This window comes from Microcystis protocystis FBCC-A270 (assembly GCF_050500235.1).
Taxonomy (GTDB): Bacteria; Cyanobacteriota; Cyanobacteriia; order Cyanobacteriales; family Microcystaceae; genus Microcystis; species Microcystis ichthyoblabe_A.
Window position 1 is genome coordinate 1,511,645 of sequence record NZ_CP191407.1, and the last position, 25,976, is coordinate 1,537,620.

General features: G+C 44.1%; 19 protein-coding genes, 1 tRNA gene and 2 pseudogenes. 16 read left to right on the forward strand and 6 right to left on the reverse strand.

Features of this window, described 5'->3' with window-relative positions:
• The first annotated feature begins 276 nt into the window (after positions 1-276).
• From ACQY1X_RS07520 to glgA, 6 genes are all read left to right on the forward strand, one after another.
• A complete protein-coding gene (locus ACQY1X_RS07520; protein WP_430015525.1) occupies positions 277-2,505 on the forward strand; it encodes a sensor histidine kinase in 2,229 nt (742 codons plus the stop codon).
• A gap of 76 nt (positions 2,506-2,581) precedes the next feature.
• Positions 2,582-2,654: transfer RNA gene (locus ACQY1X_RS07525), tRNA-Phe, on the forward strand.
• A gap of 440 nt (positions 2,655-3,094) precedes the next feature.
• The gene (locus ACQY1X_RS07530; protein ID WP_430014286.1) at positions 3,095-3,838 is read left to right on the forward strand and encodes a HEAT repeat domain-containing protein; all 744 of its coding nucleotides are present in this window, start codon (positions 3,095-3,097) and stop codon (positions 3,836-3,838) included.
• A complete protein-coding gene (locus ACQY1X_RS07535) occupies positions 3,822-4,439 on the forward strand; it encodes a flavin prenyltransferase UbiX (RefSeq protein ID WP_430014287.1) in 618 nt (205 codons plus the stop codon). The genes ACQY1X_RS07530 and ACQY1X_RS07535 overlap by 17 nt, the downstream gene beginning before the upstream one ends.
• 381 nt (positions 4,440-4,820) lie before the next feature.
• Complete coding sequence (locus ACQY1X_RS07540; protein WP_430014288.1) at positions 4,821-5,435, forward strand: hypothetical protein; 615 nt, start codon at positions 4,821-4,823, stop codon at positions 5,433-5,435.
• A 449-nt stretch (positions 5,436-5,884) separates the two neighbouring features.
• The gene (gene glgA, locus ACQY1X_RS07545; protein WP_002741723.1) at positions 5,885-7,312 is read left to right on the forward strand and encodes a glycogen synthase GlgA; all 1,428 of its coding nucleotides are present in this window, start codon (positions 5,885-5,887) and stop codon (positions 7,310-7,312) included.
• 49 nt (positions 7,313-7,361) lie between these two features.
• Here the strand turns inward: glgA and ACQY1X_RS07550 are convergent, their stop codons facing one another.
• Positions 7,362-7,967, reverse strand: a complete 606-nt coding sequence (locus ACQY1X_RS07550) for a vWA domain-containing protein (protein WP_002800734.1) — start codon at positions 7,965-7,967, stop codon at positions 7,362-7,364.
• Between the two features lie 195 nt (positions 7,968-8,162).
• On the opposite strand from ACQY1X_RS07550, the gene ACQY1X_RS07555 reads away from it, so the two are divergent.
• The 8 genes from ACQY1X_RS07555 (at position 8,163) to ACQY1X_RS07590 (ending at position 16,134) form a co-directional block, all read left to right on the forward strand.
• On the forward strand, positions 8,163-8,495 hold the full coding sequence (locus tag ACQY1X_RS07555; RefSeq protein ID WP_193977402.1) for a TMEM165/GDT1 family protein: 333 nt from the start codon (positions 8,163-8,165) through the stop codon (positions 8,493-8,495).
• A gap of 72 nt (positions 8,496-8,567) precedes the next feature.
• Entirely contained in the window at positions 8,568-8,843 is a 276-nt protein-coding gene (locus tag ACQY1X_RS07560) for a TMEM165/GDT1 family protein (RefSeq protein ID WP_002732425.1), read from the forward strand.
• Between the two features lie 530 nt (positions 8,844-9,373).
• Entirely contained in the window at positions 9,374-10,687 is a 1,314-nt protein-coding gene (urtA, locus tag ACQY1X_RS07565; RefSeq protein WP_430014289.1) for an urea ABC transporter substrate-binding protein, read from the forward strand.
• A gap of 94 nt (positions 10,688-10,781) precedes the next feature.
• Positions 10,782-11,978 (forward strand): ABC transporter permease subunit, encoded by a 1,197-nt coding sequence (locus ACQY1X_RS07570; protein ID WP_002731945.1) that lies wholly within the window; start codon positions 10,782-10,784, stop codon positions 11,976-11,978.
• A gap of 3 nt (positions 11,979-11,981) precedes the next feature.
• Positions 11,982-13,136: an urea ABC transporter permease subunit UrtC gene (gene urtC / locus ACQY1X_RS07575; RefSeq protein ID WP_002733641.1), complete on the forward strand. Its 1,155-nt coding sequence runs from the start codon at positions 11,982-11,984 to the stop codon at positions 13,134-13,136.
• 170 nt (positions 13,137-13,306) lie between these two features.
• Entirely contained in the window at positions 13,307-14,053 is a 747-nt protein-coding gene (gene urtD, locus ACQY1X_RS07580) for an urea ABC transporter ATP-binding protein UrtD (protein WP_002732385.1), read from the forward strand.
• A 38-nt stretch (positions 14,054-14,091) separates the two neighbouring features.
• Positions 14,092-14,790 (forward strand): urea ABC transporter ATP-binding subunit UrtE, encoded by a 699-nt coding sequence (gene urtE / locus ACQY1X_RS07585; RefSeq protein ID WP_002732163.1) that lies wholly within the window; start codon positions 14,092-14,094, stop codon positions 14,788-14,790.
• Positions 14,791-14,916: 126 nt separating this feature from the next.
• Entirely contained in the window at positions 14,917-16,134 is a 1,218-nt protein-coding gene (locus ACQY1X_RS07590) for an NAD(P)/FAD-dependent oxidoreductase (RefSeq protein WP_430015526.1), read from the forward strand.
• A 103-nt stretch (positions 16,135-16,237) separates the two neighbouring features.
• On the opposite strand, the gene pckA is transcribed toward ACQY1X_RS07590, so the two are convergent.
• Together pckA and ACQY1X_RS07600 are read right to left on the reverse strand one after the other, a co-directional pair.
• Complete coding sequence (pckA, locus tag ACQY1X_RS07595; RefSeq protein ID WP_002791199.1) at positions 16,238-17,917, reverse strand: phosphoenolpyruvate carboxykinase (ATP); 1,680 nt, start codon at positions 17,915-17,917, stop codon at positions 16,238-16,240.
• A 796-nt stretch (positions 17,918-18,713) separates the two neighbouring features.
• Positions 18,714-19,902, reverse strand: a pseudogene (locus ACQY1X_RS07600) (RNA-guided endonuclease InsQ/TnpB family protein).
• 91 nt (positions 19,903-19,993) lie between these two features.
• Between ACQY1X_RS07600 and ACQY1X_RS07605 the strand changes: the two are divergent.
• Complete coding sequence (locus tag ACQY1X_RS07605; protein WP_430015527.1) at positions 19,994-21,370, forward strand: cobyrinate a,c-diamide synthase; 1,377 nt, start codon at positions 19,994-19,996, stop codon at positions 21,368-21,370.
• Positions 21,371-21,642: 272 nt separating this feature from the next.
• Here the strand turns inward: ACQY1X_RS07605 and ACQY1X_RS07610 are convergent, their stop codons facing one another.
• A complete protein-coding gene (locus ACQY1X_RS07610) occupies positions 21,643-22,029 on the reverse strand; it encodes a hypothetical protein (RefSeq protein WP_016517153.1) in 387 nt (128 codons plus the stop codon).
• A 387-nt stretch (positions 22,030-22,416) separates the two neighbouring features.
• On the opposite strand from ACQY1X_RS07610, the gene ACQY1X_RS07615 reads away from it, so the two are divergent.
• Positions 22,417-24,276, forward strand: a complete 1,860-nt coding sequence (locus ACQY1X_RS07615; RefSeq protein WP_016517154.1) for an iron uptake porin — start codon at positions 22,417-22,419, stop codon at positions 24,274-24,276.
• Positions 24,277-24,542: 266 nt separating this feature from the next.
• Here ACQY1X_RS07615 and ACQY1X_RS07620 read toward each other — a convergent pair.
• Both ACQY1X_RS07620 and ACQY1X_RS07625 read right to left on the reverse strand, forming a co-directional pair.
• Positions 24,543-24,808: pseudogene (locus ACQY1X_RS07620) on the reverse strand (ISAzo13-like element transposase-related protein); the annotation flags it as partial.
• A 244-nt stretch (positions 24,809-25,052) separates the two neighbouring features.
• Positions 25,053-25,961: a LysM peptidoglycan-binding domain-containing M23 family metallopeptidase gene (locus ACQY1X_RS07625; protein ID WP_430014291.1), complete on the reverse strand. Its 909-nt coding sequence runs from the start codon at positions 25,959-25,961 to the stop codon at positions 25,053-25,055.
• Positions 25,962-25,976: the final 15 nt, after the last annotated feature.

A 25,976-nucleotide genomic window follows, 5' to 3' on the forward strand; every position in this document is an offset into this window, starting at 1 on the left:
AGAAGTAATTGGATATGTGTAATTAATTGTATATAGCTACTTAACTTAAAACTTAAACCTGATCACTGATAACTGGTCACTGATAACTGATAACTGATAAGCGATCTCAGTATATTGGGGTTGCTTTCTCGTTTTTGCAAAGAAATATATCGAAATCGGCAGCGGATAGGAAAATTTGTGCGAGAATCTAAAGAAATTGTTAAATCGCCCTAGGAGTAGCCAACGATTTTGTGATTATCGATCCAAATCCACCAATTAGCACAATGGGAGGCTCTTATGGAAAAGCAGCCATCAGAAACCGAGATCGAGCTAGATAAACAGCTAAAAGAGGAGTATTCCGAGCAGTTTCTGCGTAGTATATTTAATTCCGTGCAAGCGTCGATTTTTGTGGTGGACGTGCTGGAAAATAGAGATTTTCGCTATGTGGGAGCAAACCCCGTTCATGAACGCTGGACAGGATTGCGTTCATCAGAGATTAAAGGCAAAACTCCCGAACAAATCCTTCCCCCCGATGATGCGCGTAGTGTGCGGCAACACTATAGTGATTGTGTGCGTTACGGAACGACTATTTCCTACGAACAGTATTTACCTTTTCAAAATATACCCTACTGGTGGCTAACGACTTTAACACCCCTACGGGATAACAATGCGCGCATCTATCGTTTAGTGGGAACCAGTACCAATATCACCGAACGTAAACAGGCCGAAGAAGCTTTAAGATTACAAGCAGAACGGGAACAACTATTGGGGGTAATGCAGGAAAGAATCCGGCAATCGTTGGATCTTGATCGCATTTTGCAAAGAACCGTTAAAGAGGTGCGACAATTCCTCAACTGCGATCGAGTGTTAATTTATCGTTTATTCCCCGATCATAGTGGCATGATTGTGGTGGAATCCCATACTGCGAGGATTAATTCCGTCTTAGGAAACAGCATCGAGGATCCCTGTTTTAATTTATCCCCAGAACGTCTGGAAAATTATCGTCGTGGGAGAATTCAAGTTATTGAAAATGTTCATAATTCGGGACTTGATCCCTGTTATCGCAAGTTACTCACCTCTTTGCAAGTACAGGCTAACTTGGTGGTGCCAATTATCTGCGATAACCAACTCTGGGGGTTACTAATTGCCCAAAATTGCCAAAAAACTCGCTCTTGGCAATCCCAAGAAATCGATCTCCTTAAACAATTAGCCATTCAAGTGGGAATTGCCATTCAACAAGCGGAACTGCACCAACGGGTAAAATGCTTGAATACTGCCTTAGAATCGGAGGTTCAGCAAAGAACCGCCGAATTGCAGATGACTTTGAAGTATGAAGCATTAATCGGACGGATTACCGAAAAAATTCGCGATAGTCTCGATGAAAATCATATTCTGCAAACCACCACTAGGGAATTAGTGCAGGTTTTACCCGCAGAACGGGCCCAAATTGAGCTTTACAATCCCAGTCGCAGCCAAGCTACTATTGTCCACGAATATACCACTCAAGAGCTTATCTGTCAGGGAATTAGCTGTCAAATTAGCGATTTTCCTGAAATCTATCAACCGCTGCTGCACAAACAAATTTTACAATTTGTTGATCGTCTTCCCCTTGGCAATCCGCAAATCTGTCGTGTTAACCGTTGCGCTTGTCCTATCTTTGACGATCAGGGTTTTTTGGGCAATATTTGGCTAATTCGGCCAGCTAATCAGATTTTTAACTCCTTAGAAACTAATTTGATTCAACATATTGCCACCGAATGTGCGATCGCTATTCGCCAGGCGCGACTTTACGAATCTTCCCAAGCACAAGTGAGGGAATTAGAAAAACTGGAAAGATTAAAAAGCGAATTCCTGAAAACCCTTTCCCATGAACTGCGAACCCCGATCACCAGCATCCGTCTAGCGGTGGAAACCCTAGAAAGTCTCCTAGAATATCAAGGGATCAAGATCGATCCAGAGGATTCGATCGGTCAACTGTTGCAAATTCTTAACATTGAATGTCAGCGTCAGAGTAAGTTAGTTAATGATCTGTTAACTTTAACCTATCTGGATGCGGAAAGCGAACCTCCGGCGATCGAAACAATCGACTTACTTTCTTGGCTACCCTTATTAGTGGAACCTTTTCGCACTCTCACCCGCGAGCGACAACAGCAGTTAATTTTAGATATAGATGGGGATATACCGGAGATTAACAGCAATCTTTGTGATATCGAACGCATCATAGCGGAATTACTGACCAATGCTTCTAAATATACCCCAGAACAAGGGATAATTAGGGTAAATGTCTGGCGTGCAGACGAGCAAATATTAATTAATGTGAGCAATTCAGGAGTAGAAATCCCTCCAGAGGAATTATCAAGAATATTTGCTCCTTTTTATCGCATTCCTCACCACGATCCCTGGCGCTACAGTGGCACCGGTTTAGGTTTAGCTTTAGTCCACAAACTGATTAAACCCCTGAATGCCACCATCGATGTCACCAGTGCCAATGCTGTCACCACTTTTACCCTCACCTTGCCAATCTAGTCAAGCAGAAAACTTTTTAGAAAAAAACCTTGCAATTATTTCGAGGGCGTGCTATATTGATAAAGGACTAAAAAAAGCCGAGATAGCTCAGTTGGTAGAGCAGAGGACTGAAAATCCTCGTGTCCGCGGTTCAAATCCGCGTCTTGGCATCGAAAAAACACCAAAATTTGCCCTGTATTTACTTTCTAATCTGCTAGGTTTTGTAAATGCAGCTGACTCTCTTAGGTTTGGTGGGTAAAATGTATTCTAAGATACAGTATTGCGGGCGAACGACTGGAACGAACCACTCCAGACACAAAGGACACAAAGATTGATCGCTACTATATCAGTTAAACTTATCACACAAAGAATAAGAGAGCCTGCAGCCTTTCTCGTCAAGATGAAGTGTAACCTAATTTGGTAAGCTAAAAGCTTTGATGTACTTAGTTTCTGACCTTGTTTTTAGGTGGGAGAATTGCCAGATTCTTTCTTTTGCCTGTTGCCTGTTGCCTCTTGCCTATCTTCACTAGGAAATTAATTTTGCACGACTACTTACTTTTTGATTTTGGGCTTGACGTGAGCGGTCACGGATTAAGATAATCTAACAAGTATGTACGACAATGAAATCCTAGACTCTAGCAACTCCTTAAATAATCCTCTCGATGGGAGCGATCCGGATCAAGCAGCGGAAATCCTCCCCGATCCCGAGGAAATGCTTTCATTGCTTACTTCTGCTCATGTTAGCGAGAGAATGATCGCCGCTCGCGCCTTTTGTGAATTGCGTGACGAAAGAGCGATCGCCCCCTTACTAGAGATGTTAAACGATGTCTGTCCCCTGGTGCGTGTCAGTGTCGCCTACGCTTTGGGACGAAATCCCAGTCTTAGCTCTGTGGCTCCCTTAATCGATTTACTGGCCAGGGATTGGAATGGTTACGTCAGAAAAGGGGTAGTTTGGGCCCTGGGTAACTGTGGTGATCGCAGAGCGATCGATCCTTTGGTTCATGCTCTCAAAACTGATATTTCGGCGGTGCGATTATGGGCCGCCAGTAGTTTGGCCCAGATTGCCAAGGTCAATTATGAAGATATCATCACCGTCTTGCCGCCTTTAATTGAAGGATTGCGCCGGGATTTAATCGCAGCGGTGCGGAGTAATTGCGCTTGGTCGATCGGTCAATTATGCCGAGAATTGCCCTTCAATGTGATTTATGCCACGGCGATCGATGCTTTGATCGAGGCCTTGGTGGAAGACGAGGATTTAGGTGTCAAGGAAGATGCTAGGGGTGCTTTATTAAAAGTGGGCGACCCAAGAGGATTACAATTGATCGAGGAATTAGAGCTTGAAGGAATTATCTAAACCGCTAATTTTGGGCGTTACGGGAGCATCAGGGCTGATTTATGCTGTCCGTACTCTCAAATATCTACTTTTAGCCGACTACACGATCGATCTAGTGGCCTCCAGATCAGCTTACACCGTCTGGCAAGCAGAAGATAATATTCGGATGCCGCCAGAACCGGAGCTGCAAGAACAATTTTGGCGCAGTCAAGGCGGGGTGATGGAGGGGGGAAAATTACGCTGTCATCGTTGGGGTGATGTGGGGGCAACGATCGCCAGTGGTTCCTATCGCACCCTTGGTATGGTAATTATTCCCTGTAGCATGAGTACAGTGGCCAAATTAGCGGGGGGATTAAGTTCCGATTTGCTAGAAAGAGCGGCCGATGTGCAGATTAAGGAGGGCAGAAAATTGGTTTTAGTGCCGCGAGAAACTCCTTTTAGTTTAATTCATCTGCGTAATTTAACTACTTTGGCCGAGGCGGGCGTTAGAATCGTGCCAGCAATACCGGCATGGTATCATCATCCCCAATCGATCGAGGATTTGGTCGATTTTGTCATCGCTCGTACTCTCGATCAGTTAGATATCGATTGTGTGACAATTAATCGCTGGCAAGGACATTGACAGTTATCAGTTATCAGTTATCAGATGTAAGTTATCAGATGTAAGTTATCAGATGTAAGTTTTAAGTTAATTAGTTAGGGTTTGCTGAATAAATTTGAAATGTAGGCAAAGTAAGGGTTTTGGGGCTTTTCTCGCTCCCACAGGTGCAAGATTTTGAGAGAATCGTCGTTCAAAACCTTGCGTCTTCATCGGCCCGCGTCCTGTAGGGGCGAAGCATTCGGGCAATAACCTATCGGTGAAGACGTAGATTTTCTATCCGAATGCTTCGCCCGTACTTATTCAGCAAACCCTAGTTAGTTAGTTATCTTTATCTTTATACCTGTTTACTGTTTACTGATCACTGTTTACTGATCACTGATCACTGAATTAAGGGAGGTAAAAATGGGCTGGATTATGGTCTTATTTGCGATCGCTGTAGGCGGATTACTGATCTGGCAGAATCTGGGGGTGATCACTTTGGTCTTTTTTGGCGGTATTATGACGGTAAAACTGCCCCTAGCAGTCTGGGTGTTACTTTTCACCCTAGCGGGAATTATCAGTGGTTTAACCCTGCAATTTCTCTATAGTTTTGGTCGTCCTTTGGCTGCCCCAAAAGCCTCCCCTCGTATAGCGAATAATCCTACAGTACCACCGCCATCTCCCCGACCTACCTATATTCAATATACTGCTCCGTCTGCACGGGGTAACGATTGGGAAAGAGATAGCGGTGATGATTGGAATTTTGATACACCCCCCGAAAAACCGACGACCATTCAGGATCGGGAAGAATTTTCGTCTAGGCTTGCAGATGAGGAAAAAGCAAATTTTGTCAAGCCTCCTAGTGACAGTTCTCAAACCGGCTCAATTTATTCCTATAGTTACCGCACAGCCAAACAGACTCGCGGGGAAAAAGCCGATCAAGTGTACGATGTCAATTATCGGATTATTACGCCCCCCGCCCAAGATCAAAACGAAGATCGGGAGGTAAACAAAGGGGATGAAGAGGAGTGGATTTAACTTTGACAGAGACAGAACCGGTGCTGATCAGCTAAAATTTGCTAAAAAGACGGTAAAAAAAGCCTAAAAAACTTAATAATGCCCAAAACAGCTAATTGGGGCTTGCTCAATAAATCTAAAAACCTTGTTGGGTAAGACTTTTAGACTTTTTGGAAACCAAAAAGTACCAGCTCTGGGAGTGATCGGGTGGAAAATTCAGGTACTTTTTCCCTGAAAATTAGGTAATTGACCAGATGAAAATCGCTAAAACCCTACACCCTACACCCCACACCCCACACCCTGCCCCCACCGAAAAACTTTTTGCCGCAAACCCTGATTATGTCCCTCGTTGGCTCTCTGGTTAGTTAAAGAAAAATCTCGGCTAATCCGATAATACCTGCTGGTAAATCCTGCTAGGGGGGGTTTATCTGTTAAAATTTCTTGTCGTCGTCAAGTGAAGCGGGAAGAGTATGCGAATTCTATTTGTGGGTGCCGAGGCCGCTCCAATTGCCAAAGTTGGGGGAATGGGGGACGTAATTGGGGCATTACCGAAAGTCTTGCGTCAGCTAGGTCATGATGTGCGGATTTTTCTACCTTACTACGGTTTTCTTCAGGAAAAAATGGACATCCCTTCCGAACCCATTTGGTCAGGATTCGCCATGTTTCAGGATTTTTCAGTCTATGAAACGGTTTTACCCGATACAGATATTCCTCTCTACCTCTTTGGTCATCTAGCTTTCTCTGGACGCAGTATCTACGGAGGCGAAGATGAGGCCTGGCGATTTACCCTTTTTGCCAATGGTGCGGCGGAATTCGCCTGGAATTACTGGAAACCACAAGTTATTCACTGTCATGATTGGCATACGGGCATGATTCCCGTCTGGATGCACCAAGACCCCGATATTAGTACCGTTTTTACGATCCATAATCTCGCCTACCAGGGTCCTTGGCGCGAAGCATTAGAAAAAATGACTTGGTGTCCTTGGTATATGCAGGGCGATAATACCATGGCCGCGGCGGTTCAATTTGCCAATCGCGTCACGACTGTCTCTCCCACCTATGCCCGTCAAATACAGACCCCCATTTATGGCGAAAATTTAGAGGGATTATTGTCCTATATTTCCGGCAATCTGGTGGGCATTGTCAACGGCATCGATACGGAGGTGTATAACCCGGCTAAAGATGTTTATCTTAAGCAGAATTTTACCCCAGAAACCATCGAAAAACGTCTGGCTAATAAAATTGCCCTGCAAGAAGAAGTGGGGCTACAGGTCAGCAGAAATGCCTTTGTCATGGGGATGGTGACGCGTTTGGTAGAACAAAAAGGTATTGATCTAGTGATGCAAATTTTAGATCGCTTTCTCACCTATACTGATGCTCAATTGATTATTTTAGGTACAGGCGATCGCTATTATGAAACCCAACTATGGGAGATGACTTCCCGTTTCCGGGGGCGAATGTCCCTGCATCTTCTCTATAGTGATGCCCTTTCCCGTCGCATCTATGGGGGGGCCGATGCTTTGTTAATGCCTTCCCGTTTTGAACCCTGTGGCATTTCCCAATTAATGGCCATGCGTTACGGTTGTATTCCCATGGTACGCCGCACCGGTGGTTTAGTCGATACGGTATCTTTCCACGACCCAATTCAGGAAAGAGGAACAGGATTTAGTTTCGATCGCTATGAACCTTTAGACCTGTTTACCTGTATGATCCGGACTTGGGAAAGTTTCCGTTATAAACAGGATTGGCAAAAACTACAGCAACGGGCAATGACTCAAGATTTTAGTTGGTATAAATCCGCTTTGGAATATCTCAAAATCTACAAACAAATCACCGGACAATCCGATCAATTATCCGATGAAGAAAAAGATAAATTTGTCGCCCTGACTAGCAGTTAAATCCTCCTTGATTAGGGGTGAAGATATATCACCCCTACTCCGGTAGAAATTAATCGGTAATGGCGTTGAGAAGAACTTCCGCTAGGGTCATATCTTCCATATCATCGATAGTAATTGTGTCAACGATATCGAATTTGGCCCCCGCCGATTCTAGTTGATCGTCTAAAGCTTTGAGAAATTCTGTCGCTTGTCGATCATGGCCTACTTGAATCAGAGAAATGGCTAATTCTTCATCCCTATCGAGTTTTCGAGAAGCTTCGATAATTTGACGCATCACCGCTTTGCGATCATCTGGTTCTCCGTCGGTAATCACCAGAATAGTTTCTCCGTTGGGTTTAGTTTTGCCGGCAGTTTTGCGCTGAAAATAATTATTGAGGGCATCTTGGAGAACAGCGGCTAGGTCTGTCCTCCCCATGGGTTCATTTTCTTGATAAATTTGTGTCACCTTATCGGAAGTAACATTATCATAGCGTCGGAAACGTCCGGAAAAAAGATAGATAGTGATGCCGTCGGGATCGAATTCCTCGCACTTTCTAGCCAAGGCGAGGGTGGATTCTTGGGCAATTTGCCAACGGGTTTTCTCGCTGGGTTTATCAGCAGTGGACATACTGCCACTTTTGTCAATAATCAGAGTATAATCTCTGTTTTCTACCATAGGGGCTATACCTCCAAGCAATTTGCGCTCGTCCTAGTCTAATAATTATTAAACTCTAGGATGGAAACTCTACCTCGATCGACTAGGGTTTTTTAACTATTGGGGGAAGGAGACAGCGTAATCAACAGCAGAAACTATCGCCAGAAAACCAGTCGGGCTAAAATGAAAAAAGTATGAAAATTATTTCCTTAGCCGATGAGTGATAGCAAATCGATCGCCTCAACCGAGAAAAAGCCAGATCAGCCACCTTCTTGGAGTTTTTGGACGGTGTTTAGTTCCACCTTCCTAACCATATTTTTTGCTGAAATCGGCGATAAAACCCAATTAGCCACCCTTCTCATCAGCGCCGAATCTCAATCCCCCTGGGTGGTTTTTGCCGGGGCAGCCAGCGCTTTAATCGCTACCAGTCTCCTCGGTGTCCTGATTGGTTATTGGATTGCGCGTCGTCTTTCCCCCAAAACCTTAGATATCGGTGTCGCTATTCTTCTCCTTTTGATCACTGGTTTACTCATCGGCGATATTCTCTAAGCAATCAGTGATCAGTGTGACTGTTTACTGTTTACTGTTCACTGAAAAAAGCTTCCCATCTCCCTAGAATTTATGAATTGGCAATTATTCGGACTGACATTTATCACTGTTTTTTTGGCAGAAATAGGCGATAAAAGTCAATTAGTAGCGATCGCTCTCGGTGGCAGTTCCAAATCACCCAAAGCTGTCTTTTTTGGCTCAATTACCGCCTTAATCTGCACCAGTTTCTTAGGAGTCCTGGCGGGGGGCAGTATGGCGCAGTTATTCCCCGCTAAGATATTAAAAGCGATAGCGGCCATTGGTTTTGCTCTGCTTGCTGTCCGGCTGCTTTGGCCAGATTCGGATTGATAATTGGGTTGGGCTGAATATTACTGGAAGCCTTACTAGAAAACGGTTTTGGCACTTTTTCCAGGCACGCGAGGCCATTCTGTTATTATAAACCTCTGGCCTAATTAATTTTTGAGGGTTCAAAAACGTCAAAAATAAGGATTAAATCGCATAAAATCTGTAAATAGATCATTTAATTGATTATTATTCATTCTTAATTCTCCTGACTACTGACTACTGGCTACTGGCTCCTAACCCTAACAACAATTTTTGATTTTTACAAGAGGTCTTATGACTTCCCCAACCGACGACCGGCGACCGACTCCTGATAGCTAAAAAACTGAGGCAAATTCCAGAAAAATAATTAATTTTTTGGAAAAAAGTAGCTAAACTTACAAAAAATATCCAAAAAGTAGCGAAAATCACAAAAAATCTGCTAACCTAGCCGTAATATCACACAGATATTTGTAGAAAGATTCCCGAAAATCTCCTCAGCAAAAACGTCCGTGTGAAGTAGCTAATATTGTCAGCGAGGTTAGTTCAAGATCATCATGTCAAATTTAGGACGACGTAAATTTCTCCTGTACGGTTCTGCCACTTTGGGAACCAGTATTCTGTTAAAAGCTTGTGGTGGACAAAACCAAACCCCCACGGCTAGTCCTAGCCCAGCTGCTAGTCCCGCCCCGGCTTCTGGAGAGACGATTAAGGTGGGTATTCTGCACTCCCTCAGTGGCACCATGGCCATCAGTGAAACCAGCGTAGTTGATGCGGAAAAACTGGCGATCGAGGAAATCAATGCCGCCGGTGGTGTTCTTGGTAAAAAGATCGAGGCAGTGGTGGAAGATGGCGCTTCCGATTGGCCAACTTTTGCCGAAAAAGCCACCAAACTGATCGATCAGGACAAAGTTGCGACTGTTTTCGGTTGTTGGACTTCCGCCAGTCGTAAGGCGGTTTTGCCCGTGTTTGAAGCCAAAAACCATATGCTCTGGTATCCTGTCCAGTACGAGGGTCAAGAGTGTTCTAGAAATATCTTTTACACCGGTGCTGCCCCCAACCAGCAGATCGAGCCGGCAGTGACTTGGTTGCTGGAAAATAAAGGGAAAAAATTCTTCCTCGTCGGTTCCGACTACGTTTTTCCCCGCACCGCCAACACGATCATTAAAGAGCAGTTAAAGGCGAAAGGCGGCGAAACCGTGGGCGAAGACTACCTACCCCTAGGTAATACGGAAGTTACCCCGATTATTACCAAAATTAAGCAAGCTTTACCCGATGGCGGCGTTATTTTCAACACCCTTAACGGTGACAGTAACGTGGCTTTCTTCAAACAACTGCAAGCGGCCGGTTTAACTCCCGATAAATATCCGGTCATGTCGGTGAGTGTTGCCGAGGAAGAAGTTAAACAAATCGGTAAGGAATATCTCCTCGGTCAATACGCTTGTTGGAACTATTTCCAAACCGTAGATACCCCCGCTAACAAAAAATTTGTTGCGGCTTTTCGAGCTAAATATGGTGAGGATCGCGTGACCAATGACCCCATGGAAGCGGCCTACATCATGGTCTATCTCTGGAAGCAAGCGGTAGAACAAGCGGCAACCGCCGATGATCTCGACAAAGTTCGCGCCGCGGCCGTAGGACAAAAATTCGATGCTCCCGAAGGACCGGTGGAAATGTTCCCCAATCATCATATCTCCAAAACCGTCCGCATTGGTCAGGTGAGAGATGATGGTCTATTTGACATCGTTTGGTCAACTCCGGGGGTAGTGGATCCGCAACCTTGGAACCAATTTGTCCCCGAAACTAAGGGCTTTGCCTGTGACTGGACGGATCCGGCTAAGGGCGGTAAGTTCAAAATGGAAAAATCCTAGTTTTAGGAATTTTTCCAGACAGTAACGAGAGTGAGGTGGGCATTACTGCTCACCCCACTTTTTAAAGCTTAAAGATGCAGGGGAATAACGAAAAGTGTCAGCATTATTGGAAGGATTGTTTAATGGTATTAGCATCGGTTCTGTGCTATTGCTGGCCGCTTTAGGACTAGCGATTGTCTTTGGACTGATGGGGGTGATTAATCTCGCTCACGGTGAGTTAATGATGTTAGGGGCTTATACTACTTTTGTGGTGCAGAATATCTTTAAAGGTTTTGAAGATATTTATATTTTAAATGTCTTTCAAGCTTTCCGTATTTCTCTCTTTGATACTTATGTTTTATTCGCCCTACCGATCGCTTTTTTAGTGTCGGGATTGGCGGGATTATTATTAGAAAGGGGGGTGATTAGGTTCCTCTATGGCAGACCCCTAGAAACGCTGCTGGCCACTTGGGGAGTCAGCTTAATTCTGCAGCAATTTGTCAGAAGTGTCAACGGGTTATTAGTAATTAGTTTAATAGTTTTCTGTCTGTTATTTTTTGGGGCGATGACGGTGTTAAGTCGTCGCCTAGATTGGGAGAGAATTCGCAATTTAGCTATTGGTATCACCCTGCCTTTATCCCTAGCTATCGCTGGATTATTAGGCTATCTTTTATCTTTTAATCCGGTTCTCGCTCGACCCTGGTTTAGTGCCAGAAACGTCGATGTCACGGCTCCTGCTTGGTTACGGGGAGGTTTACCTTTACCCGGTTTTCAAATGCCCTACACCCGTCTATTTATTATCATTTTAACTGCCCTTTGTTTGTTAGGGACTTATTGGTTTTTAAATAAATCTTCTTGGGGTTTACGCATTCGTGCCGTCACCCAAAATCGCCAGATGAGTGCCTGTTTAGGCATTCCGACAAATCAAGTGGATGCTTTGACTTTTGCCCTCGGTTCGGGATTAGCTGGAGTTGCCGGTTGTGCGATTAGTTTTTTGGGTTCCGTCGGTCCAAACGTGGGACAAAATTATATCGTTGATACCTTCATGGTAGTGGTGGTGGGGGGAGTGGGTAATCTCCTGGGAACTATTATCGCGGCTATGGCGATCGGTGTGGCTAATTATTTAATTGGTTCGGGAACTTTTGCTCTGATTTTTGGTTCTGTAGAAGCCCTAAAACCCCTAACGGATTTCTTCACCTTTTTCTCCACCACTAGCATGGCAAAAGTGATGATTTTTGCTTTAATTATTGCTTTCTTGCAATTCAAACCTGCGGGAATTTTTCCTCCTAAAGGACGTACTGCCGAGTTATAGATTATGATTACAGAAACCATCACTAGAAACGAATCCCGACAACGGGAAAAGAAAAAGTTAATCACGGAAATCGCTGTTATTGTTGGATTGGTGGTCATCTTTGCGGTGTTACTGCCCTTAGCTTTGTCGGCTTTCCGTTTGCGTTTATTGGGGCGATTTCTTTCCCTCGCTATTGTCGCTTTGGGGATAGATTTAATCTGGGGTTATACGGGTTTATTAAGTCTTGGTCATGGCATCTTTTTTGCCCTCGGTGGTTACGCTCTTGCCATGTACCTAAATCTTCAGTTACCCCCCGGACAAATGCCCGAATTTTTTACTCTCTACGGGGTGACAGAATTACCTTTTATTTGGCAACCTTTTTATTCCCTACCTTTGACAATTCTAGCCCTAATTATCGTACCAGCGATCGTGGCAGGATTATTGGGTTATTTAATCTTCCGCAACCGCATTAAAGGGGTTTATTTCTCGATTTTGACCCAAGCGGCTTTACTGGTATTTTTTAACTTTTTTAACGGTCAACAGAAGTTAATTAACGGCACTAATGGCTTAAAAACCGATACCCAAACAATTTTCGGTTTGCTGGTGGGTTCCGATGCCGTTCAAGTGGCCTTTTATTTACTCACAATTGTCTGTTTACTGGCTATTTATCTGCTCTGTCGTTGGTTAACTACCGGCAGATTTGGGCGCTTGTTAGTCGCCATTCGCGATGATGAGGTGCGTGTCCGTTTTTCCGGTTATGATCCTACTTGGTTTAAGGTGTTAGTTTTTGCCATTTCTGGGGCGATTGCTGGTGTTGCCGGCGCTCTTTATACCGTGCAAACGGGAATTATCACCCCTAACTCTATGGATGTGGCTTTTTCCATTGAAATGGTGATTTGGGTGGCTGTGGGGGGACGTGCTACCCTTGTGGGGGCAGTTGTCGGTACTTTATTGGTACGCCTAGCCCAAACTTTTTTAAGCGAACAATTTCCGGAAGTCTGGGTATTTTTCCAAGGGGCCCTATTCCTAATTGTGGTGACAGTGCTTCCCGATGGTCTTCTCGGTGGGATTAAACGTTTGCTGACTCATTTTGGTTTCCGCAAAACTTTAATTACCTATCCTAGTATTGAGGAAGCTCCGGAAGTGCAACTGGAAAAAGAAGAATTAGAGCATAAGTGACCTTATTCTGTTAGTATTCTCCGAGTCAGGAGTGGGTCGTCAGGAGTGGGTCATCAGGAGTCAGGAGATTATTTTTATTTATTCTTCCCACACCCCACACCCTACACCCTGCTCCCCACTCCCCAATTCATAATTCATAATTCATAATTACCAATTCCCTCTTAGAAATTATGACTGGAAAAATCTTAGAAATCGAGAATCTTACCGTTAGTTTTGGGGGTTTTAAAGCTCTCAATAATCTTAATTTCAGTATGGATACGGGAGAATTGCGGGTGATTATCGGTCCCAATGGTGCGGGAAAAACCACTTTTTTAGATGTAATTACGGGGAAAGTGCAACCCACCATCGGACGGGTATTATTTAAAGGTCGAGATCTCCGCAAAATTCCTGAATATGCGATCGCTCGTTTAGGTATTGGTCGCAAATTCCAAACTCCTAGGGTATATTTAAATCTAACTGTCCGAGAAAATCTCGATTTAGTTAGTAATCGCAATAAAAATGTTTTCTCAACTCTTTTCGGTCGTCCTCCGCTAGAAGATAGCAGAAAAGTTATTGGTTTATTGGAAACTATCGGGTTAACTGCTAAAGCTGATTTATCCGCTTCTTTACTTTCCCACGGCGAAAAACAACGCTTAGAAATTGGCCAATTAGTGGCCCAGTCACCAGATTTACTGCTAGTAGATGAACCCGTAGCAGGATTAACCGATGAGGAAACGGAAAACGTGGGTAATTTGTTATTAAATCTAGCGGAAAGTCATTCGATTATTGTCATTGAACACGATATGGAATTCGTCCGTCAAATTGCCCGCAAAGTCACGGTTTTACACCAAGGAACTGTTCTCTGTGAGGGGAATATGGAGCAAATTCAAAATGATCCGAAAGTTATTGAAGTTTATCTAGGTTCCTCGGAAGAATAAAAAGTCAAAGGATTAAAATTAGTTAAAAAGGGTTGACAATGTTACACATATCTGATCTCAATGTTTACTACGGAGAAAGTCATATTTTAAGAGATGTTGACCTTAACATTAATGCGGGAGAAATGGTCTGTTTAATTGGACGTAATGGCGTGGGTAAAACTACCCTATTAAAAACCTTGATGGGTATCTTAAAACCGCGAGCGGGAACAATTAATTATGAGCAAGAAAACCTGATTAATAAAACCTCAGATCAAAGAGCCAGATTAGGACTGGGTTATGTGCCGCAGGGTAGGGATATTATTCCCCGTTTAACGGTAAAAGAGAATTTAATTCTCGGTTTGGAAGCTTTACCCACAAAAAGAAAAAATGCCACAATTCCCGAAGAAATCTTCGATTTGTTTCCCGTTTTAAAAACCATGTTATCGCGGATGGGAGGAGATTTAAGCGGTGGACAACAACAGCAATTAGCCATCGCTCGCGCTTTAGTGGGGGAACCAAAATTATTAATTTTAGATGAACCCACGGAAGGAATTCAACCGTCAATTATTCTCGAAATTGAAGCAGCGGTGCGGCGTATTGTTGCCAGTAAAGGAATCGCCGTTTTATTAGTAGAACAACACCTGCATTTTGTCCGCCAAGCTGATCGATATTACGCCATGCAGAAAGGGGGAATTGTTGCTTCCGGTTTCACGAGCGAATTAAGTCAAGAAGTCATTCAGCGATTTTTGGCGGTTTAAACTTAACTTTTTCCTTGATAAGTAGGTGGGCGTTAAAAATTATCAGACACCCCCCTTATCAAGGGGGGATTAAGGGGGGATCAAAGACAAAATCTATCTTCAATTTAATTATAACCACTTACTTATATGACTCAAATAGTCGTAATTGGTGGCGGGGCAGCGGGATTTTTTGGCGCAATTAAAGCGGCAGAATCTAACCCCAAAGCTGGCGTTACTATCCTAGAAGCGGCAAAAGAACCTCTGGCGAAAGTGCGGATTTCGGGAGGGGGACGCTGTAATGTCACCCATCATTGTTTTGATATTTCCCAATTGGTTAATTATTATCCTCGCGGTGGCAAAGCACTACGGGGAGCTTTTAGTCGCTTTCAACCCCAAGATACTATTAAATGGTTTGAATTGCGGGGGGTAAAACTCAAAACAGAAGCCGATGGGCGAATGTTTCCCAGCACCGATAATTCTGAAACTATTGTTAATTGTCTGCGGGAAAGTGCGACTTTTGCTGGGGTTAATTTAAGGCTAAATTCTGCGGTTAAATCGGTTAAAAAACAGGAAGAAAGTTTTTTAATTGAATTAAAGAGAGATGAGCAAATTAGGGCAGATAAGCTTTTAATTGCTACGGGAAGTAGTCCTTTTGGTTATCGCACCGCTCAAGATTTAGGTCATTCTCTAGTCTCTCCTGTGCCTTCTTTATTTACCTTTCAAATTGCCGATCCTCGTCTGCAAGATTTGTTAGGGGTTGCTGTGGATAAAGTGCGAGTTCGTCTTGGGGGAAGCAAATTAGAACAAATCGGACCTTTGTTAATTACCCATTGGGGAGTCAGTGGACCGGCTATTTTAAAACTTTCTGCTTGGGGGGCGCGGTTACTTCACGAGCATCATTACCGAATGCCTTTAATCATTAATTGGTTGGGGGATTATCATCCTGAAAAATTGCGAGAAATTATCTTACAAACTAAAAGTGAATATCCCAAAAGAAAACTTTTTAATTATTGTCCCTTTGAACAGTTACCTAAGCGTCTTTGGCAGAGTTTATTAAGTTACTTGACTGTTAACTCGGAAACTCCCTGGGCAGAATTATCTAAAAATACTCTCAATCGATTAATGATTGAATTACAGCAAGGGGAATATCAAATCAAAGGAAAAGGGGTGTTTAAGGAGGAATTTGTCACCTCTGGGGGAGTGAATCTTCAGGAAGTGGATTTTAAAACTATGGAAAGCAAAATCTGTCCGGGGTTATATTTTGCCGGGGAGGTACTAGATATCGATGCAGTCACGGGGGGATTTAATTTTCAAAGCGCTTGGACCACTGGTTATCTCGCCGGACAAGCTATGGGCAATAGATAGCAGTATTGCCGGTGTATTAGGCTGCCCCAATACACCCGACGGCAATTAAACTGCGAGAAAATCTCACTTTAACTGATAGTTGATAACCGATTCCTTGATGTTGCTATTCCCAAATTGGACCGGCTGCAATGATTTCTTGGGAGGCAGTGGTAAATTGACGGAAATTTTCCACGAAACGATGGGCCAATTCTCGCGCTTGTAGGTCGTAGGATTCGCCATCTTGCCATGCTTGTCGCGGGTCGAGGATTTTTTTGGGAACTCCAGGGACAATTTCGGGAACGAGAACTTGAAAGATGGGATGAGGATGGAAAACGACTTCCTCTAAATCGCCATTTAAAGCGGCGGAAACCATAGCCCGGGTGTGTTTGATCGAAATGCGATCGCCGACTCCGTAGGGACCGCCGGACCAACCAGTATTAATCAGATAAACGGAGGTTTCGGGATGTTGTTCTAAACGTTCCCCTAACATTTGGGCATAGACAAGGGGTGACAGAGGGAAGAAACATTGACCGAAACAACTGGAAAAAGTCACCTGTGGGGCGGTGATTCCCCGTTCCGTTCCCGCTAATTTGCTAGTATAGCCGGAGAGGAAATGATACATCGCCTGGTTCGTGGTTAATTTGGCGATTGGTGGCAGTACCCCAAAAGCATCGGCAGTTAAGAAGATAATCGTTTTCGGGTGGGTTCCCATGCCAGATACGGCACAATTAGGGATATAACGCAGGGGATAGGCGGCGCGGGTGTTTTCGGTCAAACGTCCATCATCATAGTCGGGAAGGCGATTATCGGGGGAAAGGATCACGTTTTCGAGAATAGTGCCAAATTGAATCGCCGCCCAGATTTGGGGTTCGTATTCGGCACTTAAACGGATGGTTTTAGCATAACAACCGCCTTCAAAGTTAAAAATGCCGTCTTCTGACCAACCGTGTTCATCATCACCGATGAGGCTGCGTTTAGGATCGGCGGAAAGGGTGGTTTTACCCGTACCGGAGAGACCGAAAAAGAGGGCCGTATGACCGTGTTTATCCATGTTAGCGGCACCGTGCATCGGTAAAACCCCTTGTTTAGTCATCAGGTAGTTCATCATCGAGAAGACGGATTTTTTGATTTCGCCAGCGTAGCGAGTGCCACCGATGAGAACGATTTTTTTTGCCAGGTTGAGGACGATAAAGGCTTCGCTGTTCAGGTCGTCATCCTCGGGATCTCCCTGTAACCCCGGCAGGGCAATCACGGTAAAATCAGTTTCATGGGCGGCTAGTTCGATCGCACTGGGCCGGAGGAATAACTGATGGGCAAAGAGGTTATGATAGGCGATTTCGGTGACAACGCGCACGCCAAAGCGACAATTAGGATCGGACCCGACGTAACCATCGAAGATATATAGGTCTTTTCCCTGTACATAGGCGAGGACTTTTCGGTATAACTGCTGGAATTTTTCCTCGCTAATCGGGGCGTTATGCTGATTCCAGTCGATTTCCTTTTCGCTGGTGGTTTCTTTGACAATGAATTTATCTTTGGGGGAACGACCGGTATATTTACCTGTTTCCACCACTAAAGCCCCATTATCGGCTAAAACGCCCTCATGATGTTCGATCGCCTGTTCGACTAATTGCGGTACGGAAAGATTGCGATAAACGCGACCGAGATTTTTCATGCCTAGGTTTTCGAGGCCGTAGGTGGGATGAATTTGATTTTCTAATTCGCAGTGGAAATTGACATTCTCCATGCGATCGGACAAGGAACAAGAGATACTATCATTGGTCAGCGTGTGTAGAGTCGGCATAACCCAAATTCTCCTGATAATTTAGTTGTCGGTTTAGAGGTAAATTCTAGGTCTCTGATTAGTGCAGTTATAGGAACTAGAAAACCCTCGTTCTCTGTCTTTTTCACTCCCAGACACCTAAGAAGCTATATTGATTAGTTTATCTGACGATATTTCCCTGATTAATCTGGTCTCTCGCTGTCGGTAAAGCCAACTTTAGAGCGGAATTGAGGCTTATTTGCGTATTTACCCTTCATCTCCCAGTCAGGGTTTGTACCTTTTCTCTCTTGCCGATCTAACTGCTTTTTCTAGATATTTTTAGTCTAGCTGTACAATAGGATGCAGACGATGTTTTTTTTACAAAAGTTAACAGCTACACAAAATTGGTCAGCTAATCTAGAAGTTATCTTAATTGTCAGGTAGGAAGTCTCTGGTTTTGGGGAACGTCAGAACAATAGCTGGTTGTCTAGAGATGATGACAATGATCCTAAACGTGGTCAAATCGATTTCGCCGCTAATAAAAAAAGTCGATTGACACAGGAACCAGTTAGCGGCCAAAATTGACCCTATTAGCCGTTGGCAAGCTCTAGAATTGATTGTGTAAGTAGTCGGACATAAATTCTGTTGTCTATCTTAAGAAATGTAAATTGCCGCAATTCTTACTGACGACCGACTCCTGACGACCGACTCCTTACCCCACAGTTAACTTTACTTTTGTCCAACTACTTAACAGGTTAATTAAGTCTAGCTCGATCTCGAAAAAAAACAACTAATATTGACATCCTCACCGCCGTAAACGGACGGTGATTCCCAAACCTCACGATTTAGGTTTCTGCTTCTTTCCCGAAGGATTTTTCGCACCTGCCTTAACAGATTTACTCTGTTCTGGTCATCAGGTCGCTCTACAGACTGACACCGCAAGCCCTGCGGCCAAAATATTTTTACTGGCGTTAATATCTCGGTCATGGTGAGTCCCACAGTCTGGACAGTCCCATTCTCGAACATTTAACGGCATTTTCAAGGGCAATATACCCGCAATTACTACACCTTTTAGAACTAGGAAACCATCTATCTATTTCGATGTAATTTCTCCCATACCAACGGCATTTATAGGCTAATTGTCGGGTGATTTCTCCCCAACTAACGTCAGATATTGCCTGAGATAATTTAGGGTTTTTGACCATATTCTTGACGGCTAAATTCTCAACCACAATCGTTTGGTTTTCACGAACTAATTGAGTGGTTAGCTTATGTAGATGGTCTTTTCTACTATCGGTGATTTGAGCGTGAATCTTGGCTACTTTTATTCTTGCTTTTTCCCGATTTTTTGAGCCTTTCTGTTTTCGAGAAAGATTTTTTTGCGCTTTTCGCAGTCTCCGATAATGCTTTTTAAAATGCTTGGGATTAGACACTTTATCGCCATCGCTGGTAATCACGAGGCTACTAATTCCTAAGTCAATTCCGATGGCTTTATCTGTTACTGGTAAAGGCTTAATTGTTGGGTCATCAAATCTAATTGAAATATGCCAACGTCCTGATGGATGTAATCTGACTGTTACTGTGCTTGGTTCACAGCTTTCTGGGATTTGTCTTGACCATCGAATAGGTAAAGGTCCTGTGCATTTGGCTAAATAGATTTGTTTGTCTTTAAATTTAAAAGCAGACTTAGTAAATTCGGCACTTCCTCCTTGATGTTTTTTCTTAAAGTTAGGATACTTAGTACGACCAGCAAAGAAGTTAGTGAAAGCTGTTTGTAAATGTCTTAACCCTTGTTGTAAAGGTACACAGCTTACTTCATTGAGAAAGTCTAATTCTTCTTGCTTTTTCCAATCGGTTAGCATTGAAGAAGTTTGAGCGTAGCCTACTCTTTCTTGCTTTTCGTACCAAGCTTGTGTTCGTTCGTGGAGAGCTTTGTTGTAAACTAATCTTACACAGCCCAATGTGCGCCGCAATAGCGACTCTTGTTTTGGTGTGGGGTAAAATCGGTAAGAATAGGCTTTTTCCATGTCTCACATTTTAGCATATATCGTGTAAATGTGCTAATATTTGACGGTAAAGCCGTCGTAGAACGACGGGGTTTCAGACCCAAAATTTTCGATGATCATCGCAGGAGAAAGAAGCGGAGTCGGTAAAACGACGATTACTCTGGCAATCTTGGCCTATTTAATCAGTCGTGGCGATCGAGTGCAATCTTTTAAAGTCGGGCCCGATTATATCGATCCCATGTTCCATACTCATTTTACCGGTCGCCCCTGTCGCAATCTCGATCCGGTTTTAACTTCTGAAGACTATGTAAAAACCTGTTTTGCCCAACATTGTCAAAATGTCGATTATGCTCTGATTGAAGGGGTAATGGGGCTATTTGATGGTATTCAATTAAGCGATACTCAATTTCCCGATTATGCCAGTACCGCCCATATTGCCCGTATTTTAGGGCTTCCTCTGCTGTTAGTTATCGATTGTAGTCGTTTATCTACCTCTGTCGCCGCTATTGTCCGCGGTTATCAATCTTTAGACAAAAATCTTCATCTAGCCGGAGTTATCCTCAATCGGGTTGGCAGCGATCGCCACCTGCTATTACTGCAAACCGCCCTAGAATCTATCAATATGCCGATTGTCGGGGTTTTGCGTCGTCAAGATTCCCTGACAATTCCCGATCGCCATCTAGGATTAGTTCCCAGGGATGAACTAGGAGAAATCAGGGAACTGCAAGATCAACTGGCCTCTATTGCCCAAAACTGCTTTAATTGGGACATTCTCTTGCCTTTACTGACTATTTCTCCCCAAGAGAACCCGAAAAATCCCCCAGGAGTAAATAAGCTTTTTCCCCCTATCCGTATCGGTATTGCCAGAGATAAGGCTTTTAACTTTTATTACCCCGATAATCTCGATATTTTAGCCAATTTAGGCGCGGAATTAATCTTTTGGAGTCCCCTGCAAGGAGCAAATTTGCCCGAAAACCTGCAAGGATTGTACTTTGGTGGCGGTTTTCCCGAAATCTTTGCCCCGGAATTAGCCGCTAACACCCCCGTCTTAACTCAGGTGAGAAAAGCGATCGCATCTGGAATGCCCACCTACGCCGAATGTGGCGGATTAATGTATTTATGTGACAAAATAGTTGATTTTGAGCAAAAAAATCATTTTATGTTGCAAATAATCCCACAATCTGCTATAATGTCTCCGAAGTTAACCCTAGGTTATCGACAAGCCATCGCCCAACAGGAGACGATCCTGCTCAAAGCAGGTCAACCAGTGCGCGGGCATGAATTCCATCGCTCCCAATTAAGCGGGGTGAGCGACGCACCGATTTATCAACTGCAAGCATTCCCCAAAAGTGACATCAATGGCGAAGGGTGGCAAGGTAAGAATCTGCACGCTTCCTATCTCCACCTACATTTTGGGGCTAATCTGGGCCTGCCGAAAAAATTTTTAGCTGCCGGCCTTGATTTTTTCCGAACAGCTGCGTTAAGCTGATTACAGATAAATTTGATAATCAATCCGTTCAGGGATACAGGAGGTGATGTCGATGGTAGAAAGTAGTAAAAGCATGGGTCTCCTAATCGACAATAGCCGGCTGTGCGCCGGGGCTGTTCTCTAGACCCCCACGTCTAAACAAGATTTAGACTAGCTGGAGTTCCTTCCGGCAGTCTGGTGTCGATTCCGATGACCCGCTACACCGCCCTTACCGAGCAATTGGTGAGGGCGGATAGTTTTTCAGGGTTTCTCGTCATCTCTTCACTTTAACTCTACGGGCGCAAACTAACCCAGCGCCGCTTCTGGTTGGGGGACACCGTTTTAACGCCTGTCACCGAGATAATATCATTGGCCAAATTGTCCGCCATCATGGGAATTAATCGATTTATATTATTTCTATAAGCTTTTGTCCAGAATTCGGAGAGTTTCTCTCGCGCCTCCTCATTGACGTAGATAGTTTTATCTGGCGTAATCAATACCATTGCCACGTGACCGGAGTTTTCCGTGATGGCAAAGACAAACTGATCCCGGTCGGACTTGAGGCCTTTGTACCAGTAGTCTAGGTGTTCTTCTAATTCGTATTCATAAAGAGCGCGTTCCATCTTGCCATCTTCTAGCAAGGCTTTACGCAGTGTATTGGCTATCTTTCTTTTTTTCATGGTTTTGTCTCTGTTTTTATCGGCGTTAAGTTTTGCCCATTAGACATCACTCCATATTAAGAGTGCCACTACAGAAATCATCAATTAACCTGACGACAACTCAGTTCAGTCGTCGTTATCAAAATTACAGAACCTTGCCCGACTCGTCTAAATGAGGCTGTTATTTGAGCTTAAGTCTTCTCTCTGTAAGGATTTTAACCTACTTTAGTTTTTGTTTAAGTACCGTTAGGATCAACAGGGTGGCCACTTTGTCAACCGGTCAAGGGAAAAAATGAGATCGCATCTTTCCCTAAGCAATCAAATCGTGTATAATGGCAGAAGAATAGTAAGGCTATATGCGTGATCAAACTGTGTAGTCAACCTATAAGGTGTGAGGAAAAAACCATCATGTTAAGAATGTTCTGGAAATCATTGCTGGTTAGCCCAGCGATTTTAGGGGCTACCCTAGTAGCTTCCGCTAATGCTAGTAGCTTCGATCCCGTCAAATCTACCAGTGTTTCTACCGAATTTAACAATCTAGAAATCGCTCAAGTTCAGAACACCGGTGCAGGAACTGGCGAACTACTCAATCAGATCGAACAGTACGGTAACGAAGGACAGTCCGTACCCGTGGAAGGCAATACCATCGATCAAGTCACCAGCGTTAACCAACTGCGGGATGTTTCCCCCACCGCCTGGGCCTATGAAGCCCTAAGAAGCCTTGTGGAGCGCTATGGTTGTATTGTTGGTTATCCCGATCGCACCTTCCGGGGTGACCGAGCTTTAACCCGTTGGGAGTTTGCGGCTGGTTTAAACGCTTGCTTAAACGTGATGGAACGTTTAATTCAAGATGGTGTCAACGTCCTCAAGGAAGACTTAGACGCTCTCAAGCGCTTGATGGACGAGTTCCAAGCTGAATTAGCAGCCTTGGGAGCTAGAGTTGATAACTTAGAAAGCCGGGTGTCTTTCCTAGAAAATAATCAATTCTCCACCACCACCAAATTAGCTGGGGAAGTCATCTTCGCTGTCACCGATACGGTTGGTGCTGGTAGCCCCGCATCCCAGGCCGCCATGCAATACCGCGCTCGTTTAGTTTTAAACACGAGCTTCACCGGTCAGGACGTACTGAAAACTCGTTTAGCGGCGGGTAGTGCCACTCCCTTCGGATTTGATTACAAATCGACCACCACACTACAAAATGGTGATCCCGCTTCCGTCAGATTCGATAATCTGCAAAGCCCTTCCCTATTCCAAACTTGGACCGCTGCGGGTAACGGTAGCGATGTGGTTCTCGACTGGTTGGCCTACTACACCCCGATTGACTTAGGTTATTTTGGTCGCTTCAATACCTATGTTGCCGCTTGGGGCGGTATTTGGAATGACTTCGTTCCCACCACTAATCCCTTCTTTGAAGACTTCGACGGTGGTAATGGTGCGCTATCTACCTTCGCTTCTGAAAACCCCATCTATCGTATCGGTGGTGGTTCTGGGGCTGGTGTTAGCCTACAGTTAGGCTTCCTCCAAAGCATTGTCGGTCCGACCTCCCTATCCTTGGGTTACTTAGCCGGTGGTGGTGGCTCTAGTTCTGCGGCCAATCCTAACCCGGGTAATGGTCTCTTTAACGGAGATTACGCCGCTTTAGCACAGATTAACGCTAACCTCTTTAACTTCCTCAACGTCGGCTTCACCTACGTTAATGCCTACCAAGGTGCCGATACCGCCATCTTCGGTAACGGTGGTTCCTTCGGTGTGACGGGAAGTTCCGCCGCTAACCTTTCCCAAACTCAGTTAAATACCCTGCTCAACGTCAACGGCAACCCTCCTGGAGACGTAACCCTACAGGATGAAGTCGGTTTCTTCAACTTCGGAGCCAAAGTATCCAATAGCTACGGTTTAACCGGTGCGGTAGATATTGGTTTCGCCAGCTTGAGTGCCTTCGGTTCCTACTCCACCGTGCGCTTACTCGGTCTCGGTGATGCGGAAGTGTGGACCTACGGTGCTGGTATTGCCTTCCCCGACTTAGGTAAAGAAGGAAATATCTTAGGTCTGTTTGCTGGTGCGCAGCCCTACATTGGTCACTTAAGCTTCCGGGAAATGGGTCTGAAAGTATCTAACATTGTTCCCTACCACGTTGAATTGTTCTACAAGTACCAAGTCACCGACAATATTTCTATCACCCCTGGTGTCATCTGGATTTCTGCACCTGAACAGTTCAAAGGCACTGGTAACGAGTGGATTGGCACCCTTCGCGGAACCTTTACCTTCTAGGATTTCCTAAATTAAACCCGAAACCCCACCCATGGTGGGGTTTTGTTTTAGGCAAATAAGGGACTTCCAGAGAATAAAATACCCAACAAAAAAATAGAAAAGTGTTTTTTTGAAAAAGTAATTATTTTTGTCTAGGAAAACAAAGAGTCTTCCATTACAACCTATTTTTCCGAAAAAATAGGCAGCATAAACTTTTATACTTCCGAGCTTTTTCGAGTATAAAAAGGACAAGTTAAAGAATCAAAGACAGTTTTTAGCCAACCATCTTAGTTAAATACAAACCAGGTCTTATCATAATAGATATCAATAAACCATTGGCCCAAATTGGGAAAGTCTTGATTCGTTAATTCTGGGAGACGTTCGATTTTTTCTTCAATTTTTTCCCTGGCTTTTTTAGCAAGCTTTACTCCTTTTTGTAAATTTCAGTAATCAACTTAACAATCGGGTGTTTTCCTTTTCAAGTCATAGTTTGGGCGAATTTCAAGGCTGTTTCGATTTCATCTAAAATACTCCCATTCCAAGGGTTTTCTAGCCCAATTCTAAGACTGTTTGTGCCATGAATCTTCTTTTAGTTGCATCTTTTAATTGAAGTGCAGTTTCACTGAGCAATTTCTTGAGGGAATCAGTTAATTCCATATACACTTAAAAGGAAAAACTTGATTAATAATGTACAGGATTAATTCTACTACAAAATCGGGAAGGAGGGGGCAATCATCGACCCCTCCCTCTCACACTCCGAGAATGAATAGTTTATTTTTTGGAAGTCCCTTAACTGGTTACTTTTGACTTGATTGCGGGCCGATTTGGGGCAAATGCAAAGCCGGATCCTGCGCTGTCCAACCGACGGGAGTATCTAAGCGCACCTCAAAATGAAGATGGGGGGGAATAATATCTGGTTGTCCGGTGGTGCCAACCGCACCGATAACGTCTCCTGCTCGTACCCTTTGGTCAATTTTAACTGTAACCCTGCTTAAATGGGCATAACGGGTCTGCCGGCGACCTAAATGATTAATTACTACCAAATTACCATAGGCCCCTTCCTGACCCACATAAATCACTAGACCATCCTCGGATGCTAGAACAGGAGTACCAATTGGGGCGAGAAGATCAACACCACTATGAAAGAGATTTTTCTGTTCCGTGGGGCTTTTTTGCCAACCGTAGGCTAATCCGACAGTGCTGGCCAAGGGTAAGGGATAAGAACTTAATCCAGTATAATCCGATCGCTTGCTGGCGGCGGACCAATTGGTGCCGGGGATAAAAACTATTGTCGGCCGGCGACCACAACCGTTAAGCTCAAAGAGTATATCTGCACGAATACCATAGGCTGCTTCTAAATCGCGCCAAGTGGAACCCTTGGGTGCTTCGATGCGAATGCCATTCATCGGGGGAATAAAGATTTCTTTCCCGACGGGGGCCAGACCATTTTTGAGAATAGTCGGATTGAGTTTAATTATCGTTGCGGGGATGAGAGCGTATTTTTCGGCGATGGAGGCGATCGTTTCTCCCGCTTGGATTTTATGGCGTTGTAACCTTGATAAAATCGGTAGGGGACAAACATTATCGGATCCTTGGGCAAAAATTAATTTTTGATTTAAGCCCAAAAAACCTAGACAAAAAAACAAAATTGTGCTGGTCAAACTTAGCCAACTTTTCTCACTTCTGATTCTCCGACCCATGACCATAAAAAAAGCAATTTC

What these genes read in the sequence shown, in the direction of transcription:
- ACQY1X_RS07540 (WP_430014288.1), top strand. Translation starts at nt 4,821, where the DNA reads ATGGGCTGGATTATGGTCTTATTTGCGATCGCTGTAGGCGGATTACTG.
- ACQY1X_RS07590 (WP_430015526.1), top strand. Translation starts at nt 14,917, where the DNA reads ATGACTCAAATAGTCGTAATTGGTGGCGGGGCAGCGGGATTTTTTGGC.
- ACQY1X_RS07625 (WP_430014291.1), bottom strand. Translation starts at nt 25,961, where the DNA reads ATGGTCATGGGTCGGAGAATCAGAAGTGAGAAAAGTTGGCTAAGTTTG.
- ACQY1X_RS07605 (WP_430015527.1), top strand. Translation starts at nt 19,994, where the DNA reads ATGATCATCGCAGGAGAAAGAAGCGGAGTCGGTAAAACGACGATTACT.
- glgA (WP_002741723.1), top strand. Translation starts at nt 5,885, where the DNA reads ATGCGAATTCTATTTGTGGGTGCCGAGGCCGCTCCAATTGCCAAAGTT.
- urtA (WP_430014289.1), top strand. Translation starts at nt 9,374, where the DNA reads ATGTCAAATTTAGGACGACGTAAATTTCTCCTGTACGGTTCTGCCACT.
- ACQY1X_RS07610 (WP_016517153.1), bottom strand. Translation starts at nt 22,029, where the DNA reads ATGAAAAAAAGAAAGATAGCCAATACACTGCGTAAAGCCTTGCTAGAA.
- ACQY1X_RS07560 (WP_002732425.1), top strand. Translation starts at nt 8,568, where the DNA reads ATGAATTGGCAATTATTCGGACTGACATTTATCACTGTTTTTTTGGCA.
- urtD (WP_002732385.1), top strand. Translation starts at nt 13,307, where the DNA reads ATGACTGGAAAAATCTTAGAAATCGAGAATCTTACCGTTAGTTTTGGG.
- pckA (WP_002791199.1), bottom strand. Translation starts at nt 17,917, where the DNA reads ATGCCGACTCTACACACGCTGACCAATGATAGTATCTCTTGTTCCTTG.
- urtE (WP_002732163.1), top strand. Translation starts at nt 14,092, where the DNA reads ATGTTACACATATCTGATCTCAATGTTTACTACGGAGAAAGTCATATT.
- ACQY1X_RS07520 (WP_430015525.1), top strand. Translation starts at nt 277, where the DNA reads ATGGAAAAGCAGCCATCAGAAACCGAGATCGAGCTAGATAAACAGCTA.
- ACQY1X_RS07615 (WP_016517154.1), top strand. Translation starts at nt 22,417, where the DNA reads ATGTTAAGAATGTTCTGGAAATCATTGCTGGTTAGCCCAGCGATTTTA.
- ACQY1X_RS07530 (WP_430014286.1), top strand. Translation starts at nt 3,095, where the DNA reads ATGTACGACAATGAAATCCTAGACTCTAGCAACTCCTTAAATAATCCT.
- ACQY1X_RS07555 (WP_193977402.1), top strand. Translation starts at nt 8,163, where the DNA reads ATGAGTGATAGCAAATCGATCGCCTCAACCGAGAAAAAGCCAGATCAG.
- ACQY1X_RS07550 (WP_002800734.1), bottom strand. Translation starts at nt 7,967, where the DNA reads ATGGTAGAAAACAGAGATTATACTCTGATTATTGACAAAAGTGGCAGT.
- urtC (WP_002733641.1), top strand. Translation starts at nt 11,982, where the DNA reads ATGATTACAGAAACCATCACTAGAAACGAATCCCGACAACGGGAAAAG.